Origin of the sequence: Methylobacterium sp. (genome assembly GCF_019750675.1) — a bacterium.
Taxonomy (GTDB): Bacteria; Pseudomonadota; Alphaproteobacteria; order Rhizobiales; family Beijerinckiaceae; genus Methylobacterium.
Map to the genome: position 1 here is coordinate 1 of NZ_JAIEOF010000249.1, position 5,869 is coordinate 5,869.

Genomic DNA, 5,869 nt, shown 5'->3' on the forward strand with positions numbered 1-5,869 from the left:
CCTTTTTCCGTGAGGCGTTCGACATCGCCCTGACCGGCTTTCCAGGGCAGCGTCTCATCCTCGACATCGCCCTCGGCGACCTTCCGGCCGCCCGCAGTTCGCTGGAGACGCTCCTTCCGCACTTCCAGGGTGACGCAGAAGGGCACACGCCATTCTACCGATACATGCGAAGCCTGATCATCCCCGTGGCCGAGCCGCTTCTGGCCGGCGACCGGGCCGCGCTCGCGACAATCCTGCACCGCTGGGAGGCGGACAACATCCGCGGCACCAAGATCGAGCCCTACTGGGAGCCGACGCCGTTCCCGCTGGAGGACGCGTCGGCCTGAGGCTTCAGCCCTCGGCCGGTGCGTCGTCGCGAAAATACGGCTCCACGGGGCCCTTGAGCTTCACCGTCATGGGGTTTCCGGCGCGGTCCAGGGTCTTGCCGGCCGAGAGGCGGACCCAGCCCTCGCTGACGCAGTATTCCTCGACATTGGTCTTCTCGACGCCCTTGAAGCGGATGCCGATGCCACGCTCGAGGATCTTCTCGTCGTAGAACGGGCTGTTCGGGTTCACAGCGAGGCGGTCGGGGGGCGTATCGGACATCGGCGCGGACCTTGGATCGTTTCACGTCGTGCGGGTTGGGTTTCGCACGCAAGCCGGTACGGGATTCAGGCGGGTGCCGCAACGCCGGGCGCTTCGGCGCCGTCCCGAGCCCCGCGATCCCGCCCCCAATGGAACAAAACGCTCCGATCGTCAGCCTCGGGATGCAATCCGGGCGCGACAGCGGCGGCCCGGCGTAGGAGTTTGTGCCGATGGAGAGAGCGGTCCGGACGGCGGGCGGGCACGGTCGATCCGGGTTTCCTCGCGCGGGTTGCGCCCATCCGGCAGCCGGTGCAACAGGGGCCCCAGCCAAATATCCCGCCGATGATGGGTGACGCGCTCCAACGCCGGGACAGCGCGCAATCCCAAGGAGGACGACCATGGGCGACAATATGTCCGACGATCTCAAGTCGGGAGCGCTCGTCTACCACCGACTGCCGCGCCCCGGAAAACTGGAGATCCAGGCGACGAAGCCGCTCGGCAACCAGCGCGACCTCGCCCTGGCCTACTCGCCGGGTGTGGCCGCCGCCTGCATGGCGATCCACGAGGATCCCCAGGAGGCCGCCACCCTCACCATCCGACAGAACCTCGTCGCGGTCCTGACGAACGGCACCGCCGTGCTCGGGCTGGGCGACATCGGGCCGCTCGCCTCGAAGCCCGTGATGGAGGGCAAGGCCGTCCTCTTCAAGAAGTTCGCCGGCATCGACGTGTTCGACATCGAGGTCGCGCAGAACGACGTGGCCAAGCTCGTCGACGTGGTCTGCGCCCTGGAGCCGACCTTCGGCGGCATCAACCTCGAGGACATCAAGGCGCCCGAGTGTTTCGAGGTCGAGGAGCAGTGCCGGGCCCGGATGAACATCCCGGTCTTCCACGACGACCAGCACGGCACCGCGATCATCGTGGCGGCCGCCGTCCTCAACGGGCTCGAACTCGCCGGCAAGCAGCTCTCCGACGTCCGCATCGTCACCTCGGGCGCGGGTGCCGCCGCGCTGGCCTGCCTCAACCTGCTGGTTTCCCTCGGGGCGCGCGTCGAGAACATCACCGTCACCGACATCAAGGGCGTGGTCTTCAAGGGCCGCACCGAGCTGATGGACCGCTGGAAGGACGTCTACGCGCAGGAGACGCAGGCCCGGACGCTGGCCGAGGTCATTCCGGGAGCCGACGTGTTCATCGGCCTCTCGGCCGGCGGCGTCCTGAAGCCCGAATACCTGGAGAAGATGGCCGACAAGCCGCTGATCATGGCGCTGGCCAACCCCTACCCCGAGATCATGCCGGATCTGGCGCAGGAGAAGCGCCCCGACGCGATGATCTGCACCGGGCGCTCGGACTTCCCCAACCAGGTCAACAACGTCCTCTGCTTCCCCTACATCTTCCGGGGGGCGCTCGATGTCGGCGCCACCTCGATCAATGAGGAGATGAAGCAGGCCGCCGTGAAGGCGATCGCGGCGCTCGCCCGCGAGGCCCCCTCCGACGTGGTCGCCCGCGCCTATGGCGGCGAGGCCCGGCCGTTCGGTCCGCATTCGCTGATCCCCAGCCCGTTCGACCCGCGCCTGATCCTGCGCATCGCCCCGGCCGTGGCCCAGGCCGCGATGGATTCCGGCGTCGCCGGCCGGCCGCTCGAGAACGTCCAGGCCTATACCGACAGCCTCGACCGCTTCGTCCACCGCTCCGGCTTCATCATGAAGCCGATCTTCTCCAAGGCGAAGGAGAACCCCAAGCGGGTGATCTACACCGAGGGCGAGGACGAGCGCGTGCTGCGCGCCGCGCAGGCGATCTCGGAGGACAAGGTCGCCCGGCCGATCCTCGTCGGCCGCCCGCGCGTCATCGAGACCCGGATCAAGCGCTTCGGCCTCTCGCTCAAGCAGGGCGTCGATTTCGACCTCATCGATCCCGAGGACGATCCGCGCTATCGCGACTACGTCGCCACCTACCTGGAGGCCGCCGGCCGGCGCGGCATCACGCCGGACGCCGCCCGCACCCTCGTGCGCACCAACAACACCGTGATCGGCGCCATCGCGGTGCGGCGCGGCGAGGCGGACGCCCTGATCTGCGGTCTCGAGGGCCGCTTCGAGACCCGCCTGCGGGTGATCCGGGACGTGATCGGCCTCGCCCCCGGCGTGCTCGATTTCGCCGCCATGAGCCTCATCGTCACCAAGGAGGGCGCCTACTTCCTGGCCGACACCCATGTCCGCACGGACCCCAGCGCCGAGGAGATCGCCGATGTGGCCGTGGCCTGCGCCGAGCATGTCAGCCGCTTCGGCCTGACGCCGAAGATCGCGCTCCTCAGCCACTCGGATTTCGGGCAGTCCGATTCGCGCTCGGCGGTGAAGATGCGCACCGCCCTGGGGCTGATCCGCGAGCGCCGGTCCGACCTCGAGGTCGACGGCGAGATGCAGGCCGATTCCGCCCTGTCGGAGATCATCCGCGACCGGGTGATGCCGGCCTCGCGTCTCAAGGGGGCGGCCAACGTGCTGATCCTGCCGAACCTGGACGCGGCCAACATCGCCTTCCAGTTCGCCAAGGTGCTGGCCGATGCGCTGCCGGTGGGCCCGCTACTCATCGGCCCGGCCAAGCCGGCCCACATCCTGTCGCCGTCGGTCACCGCCCGTGGCATCGTCAACGTCACGGCCGCCGCCGTGGTCGAGGCGCAGGCGGCCGAGATCGGGGCCAGCCCCGTCCTGGCCGAGCCCGGCGTCGGGTCGACTTCCGCTTAAGGGGTCCGACGGAGGCCCCCGGCAAGGGGCAGACCCGCGCGTGGGACGCAAGGGCGGCGGCCGAGCCGCCGCCTCGCCCCGGCAGCCCAAATGCGATAGCCCTTCGCGTGAGGAGCGTGCGACGACCGGGCGCTGGTCCGGTTCGCCGTCGCGGGACGGGAGACACGGGATGCAACTCGGCATGATCGGCCTCGGCCGAATGGGCGGTAACATCGTCCGCCGCCTGCTGCGGGACGGGCACGAGGCGGTGGTCTTCGACCAGAACCCGGAGGCGGTCGCCGCCCTGGTGGCGGAGGGCGCGGTGGGGGCCGACAGCCTCGCTGACTTCGTCGCCAAGCTCAGCCTCCCCCGCGCCGCCTGGGTGATGCTCCCGGCCGGCGCCATCACGGAGGCCACGGTGAAGTCCCTCGGCGGCCTGATGGCCCCGGACGACGTCATCATCGACGGCGGCAACTCCTTCTACAAGGACGACATCCGCCGCGCCGCCGAGCTGAAGGGCGCCGGCATCCACTACGTCGACGTCGGCACCTCCGGCGGCGTCTGGGGCCTCGAGCGCGGCTACTGCATGATGATCGGCGGCGACAAAGCCGCCCTGGAGCGCCTCGACCCGATCTTCCGGACCCTGGCGCCGGGCGTCGGCACCATCCCGAAGACGCCCGGGCGCGAGGGCCGCGACCCGCGGGCGGAGGCCGGCTACATCCATGCGGGCCCAAGCGGGGCGGGCCACTTCGTCAAGATGGTCCATAACGGCATCGAGTACGGCCTGATGCAGGCCTATGCCGAGGGCTTCGACATCCTCCGGCACGCCGATTCCGAGGACCTGCCCGAGGCCCAGCGCTTCGATCTGAACATCGGCGACATCGCCGAGGTCTGGCGCCGCGGCAGCGTGGTCTCGTCCTGGCTCCTCGACCTCACCGCCGGGGCCCTCGCCCAGGACGAGCACCTGGAGAACTTCACCGGCTTCGTCGCCGATTCCGGCGAGGGACGCTGGACCCTGAACGCGGCCATCGAGGAATCGGTGCCCGCCAACGTGCTCTCGGCCGCCCTCTACGCGCGGTTCCGCTCCCGTGAGGAGGCGAGCTACGCCGACAAGCTGCTCTCGGCCATGCGCAAGGGATTCGGCGGCCACCAAGAGCCGAAATAGGACCCGAAGGCGCGCGTTGGCTCGCCCGCCCGTCCGGGGGACCTCCCCCGGATCGATCCTCTCCCCGACATAATCCCTGCCACCCCCCGTCGAGGTGCCGATGATCCCCCTGCCCGAGCGCGCCGAGATCCTGGCCGATGCCGATGCCGTGGCGAAGGCCGCCGCCGAGCACCTCGTCGCCCTCTGCCGGAGCGCGCCCCGGCCCGAGATCGCCGTCTGCCTGTCGGGCGGCTCGACCCCGAAGCGCCTCTACGCGCGGCTCGGCGCGGAGTATCGGGCGGACCTGCCCTGGGATCGCCTGCACTGGTTCTTCGGCGATGATCGGATGGTGCCGTGGACGGATGCGGCGAGCAACGTCCGCATGGCGCGCGAGGCCTTCGGCGATGCGCCGATCCCGGAGGGGCACCTCCACGGCATCGACACGCGCGGCACTCTGGATGTAAGCGCACGCGCTTATGCCGAGACCCTGAGGCGCTTCTACGGGGCGAACGAACTCGATCCGGCGCGACCGCTGTTCGACCTCGTCCTGCTGGGGCTCGGCGAGGACGGACACACCGCCTCGCTGTTTCCAGGCAAGCCGGCCCTGCGGGAGCGTCACGCCTGGGTGGCACCCGTGCCGGAGGCGGGGCTCGCCCCGTTCGTGCCGCGCATCACCCTCACCGTCCCGGCGCTCGCTTCGGCGCGCGAGGTCCTGTTCCTCGTCACGGGGGCGGGCAAACAGGAGCCCCTGCGCCGTCTCGCCCGGGGCGAGGATCTACCGGTCCGGCACATCCGAAGTGTCGGGCAACAGGTCTGGCTCGTGGACCGGGAGGCCGCGGGCGCCTGAACTCCACGAAACCTGATCATCCACACCGCATTCCCGGCGTCATCTGACGAAAGTTGTTGCGTCGGCGCAGAGTTCGCGCGAACACTTGGCGATTGCCGGAATATCCCGGTCTCCGTGACGTTGCGCCATGGGCGTGGATCCCTTCGTCGCCCGGCCCCTTCGCCCGCTTCCCCGACGGGAACCTCGCCGTGCGTCCCGCAGCCGGATCGGGCCCCTGCGCACCGTCGCCGAGGGCGGCCTCCATCCCATCCTGCGCGGGATTCGCGCCGGTGCCCTGGCGGGTCTGGCGATCGTGGCGGCGCTCAGCCTGCCCGTCTTCCTCGTCCTCGGGGTCCGGTCGTCGCCGCCCCCCGGATTTCAGGCTCCCGGATTTCAGGCCTCGGCCCAATTCCCGGATGCGGAGCCGGAGACCTCCGGCCGGGTCTGGACGGAGGCGTATCGGGCACCGGCCGTGGCCGCCGAGCCGGCCCCCGCCTCCGTCGAGTCGCCGCGCGTCGTGGTCGATGGCCCGCGCGGCTCGGCCCTGAGCCTCGACCTGATCCCGGCTCTCGACGACGGCAGCGGAACCGGCGGCCTGGAAGAGCGGCCCGTGGCGAAGCCTGC

The 5,869-nt window shown here is 70.3% G+C and carries 6 protein-coding genes; 5 read left to right on the forward strand and 1 reads right to left on the reverse strand.

From position 1 onward, the window contains the following. A partial coding sequence (locus K2X24_RS12780; protein WP_292498611.1) for a hypothetical protein occupies positions 1-326 on the forward strand: 326 nt, incomplete at its 5' end. 4 nt (positions 327-330) lie between these two features. On the opposite strand, the gene K2X24_RS12785 is transcribed toward K2X24_RS12780, so the two are convergent. Continuing rightward, positions 331-585 (reverse strand): DUF3297 family protein, encoded by a 255-nt coding sequence (locus K2X24_RS12785; protein ID WP_238280594.1) that lies wholly within the window; start codon positions 583-585, stop codon positions 331-333. 377 nt (positions 586-962) lie between these two features. Between K2X24_RS12785 and K2X24_RS12790 the strand changes: the two genes are divergently transcribed. The 4 genes from K2X24_RS12790 to K2X24_RS12805 all read left to right on the forward strand — a co-directional run. After that, positions 963-3,296: an NADP-dependent malic enzyme gene (locus tag K2X24_RS12790; RefSeq protein WP_292498615.1), complete on the forward strand. Its 2,334-nt coding sequence runs from the start codon at positions 963-965 to the stop codon at positions 3,294-3,296. A gap of 169 nt (positions 3,297-3,465) precedes the next feature. Then, positions 3,466-4,440, forward strand: a complete 975-nt coding sequence (gene gnd, locus K2X24_RS12795; protein ID WP_292498618.1) for a phosphogluconate dehydrogenase (NAD(+)-dependent, decarboxylating) — start codon at positions 3,466-3,468, stop codon at positions 4,438-4,440. Positions 4,441-4,540: 100 nt separating this feature from the next. Continuing rightward, positions 4,541-5,266: a 6-phosphogluconolactonase gene (gene pgl / locus K2X24_RS12800; RefSeq protein WP_292498621.1), complete on the forward strand. Its 726-nt coding sequence runs from the start codon at positions 4,541-4,543 to the stop codon at positions 5,264-5,266. 127 nt (positions 5,267-5,393) lie between these two features. Then, a partial coding sequence (locus tag K2X24_RS12805; protein ID WP_292498623.1) for a hypothetical protein occupies positions 5,394-5,869 on the forward strand: 476 nt, incomplete at its 3' end.

What these genes read in the sequence shown, in the direction of transcription:
- K2X24_RS12785 (WP_238280594.1), bottom strand. Translation starts at nt 585, where the DNA reads ATGTCCGATACGCCCCCCGACCGCCTCGCTGTGAACCCGAACAGCCCG.
- K2X24_RS12790 (WP_292498615.1), top strand. Translation starts at nt 963, where the DNA reads ATGGGCGACAATATGTCCGACGATCTCAAGTCGGGAGCGCTCGTCTAC.
- gnd (WP_292498618.1), top strand. Translation starts at nt 3,466, where the DNA reads ATGCAACTCGGCATGATCGGCCTCGGCCGAATGGGCGGTAACATCGTC.
- pgl (WP_292498621.1), top strand. Translation starts at nt 4,541, where the DNA reads ATGATCCCCCTGCCCGAGCGCGCCGAGATCCTGGCCGATGCCGATGCC.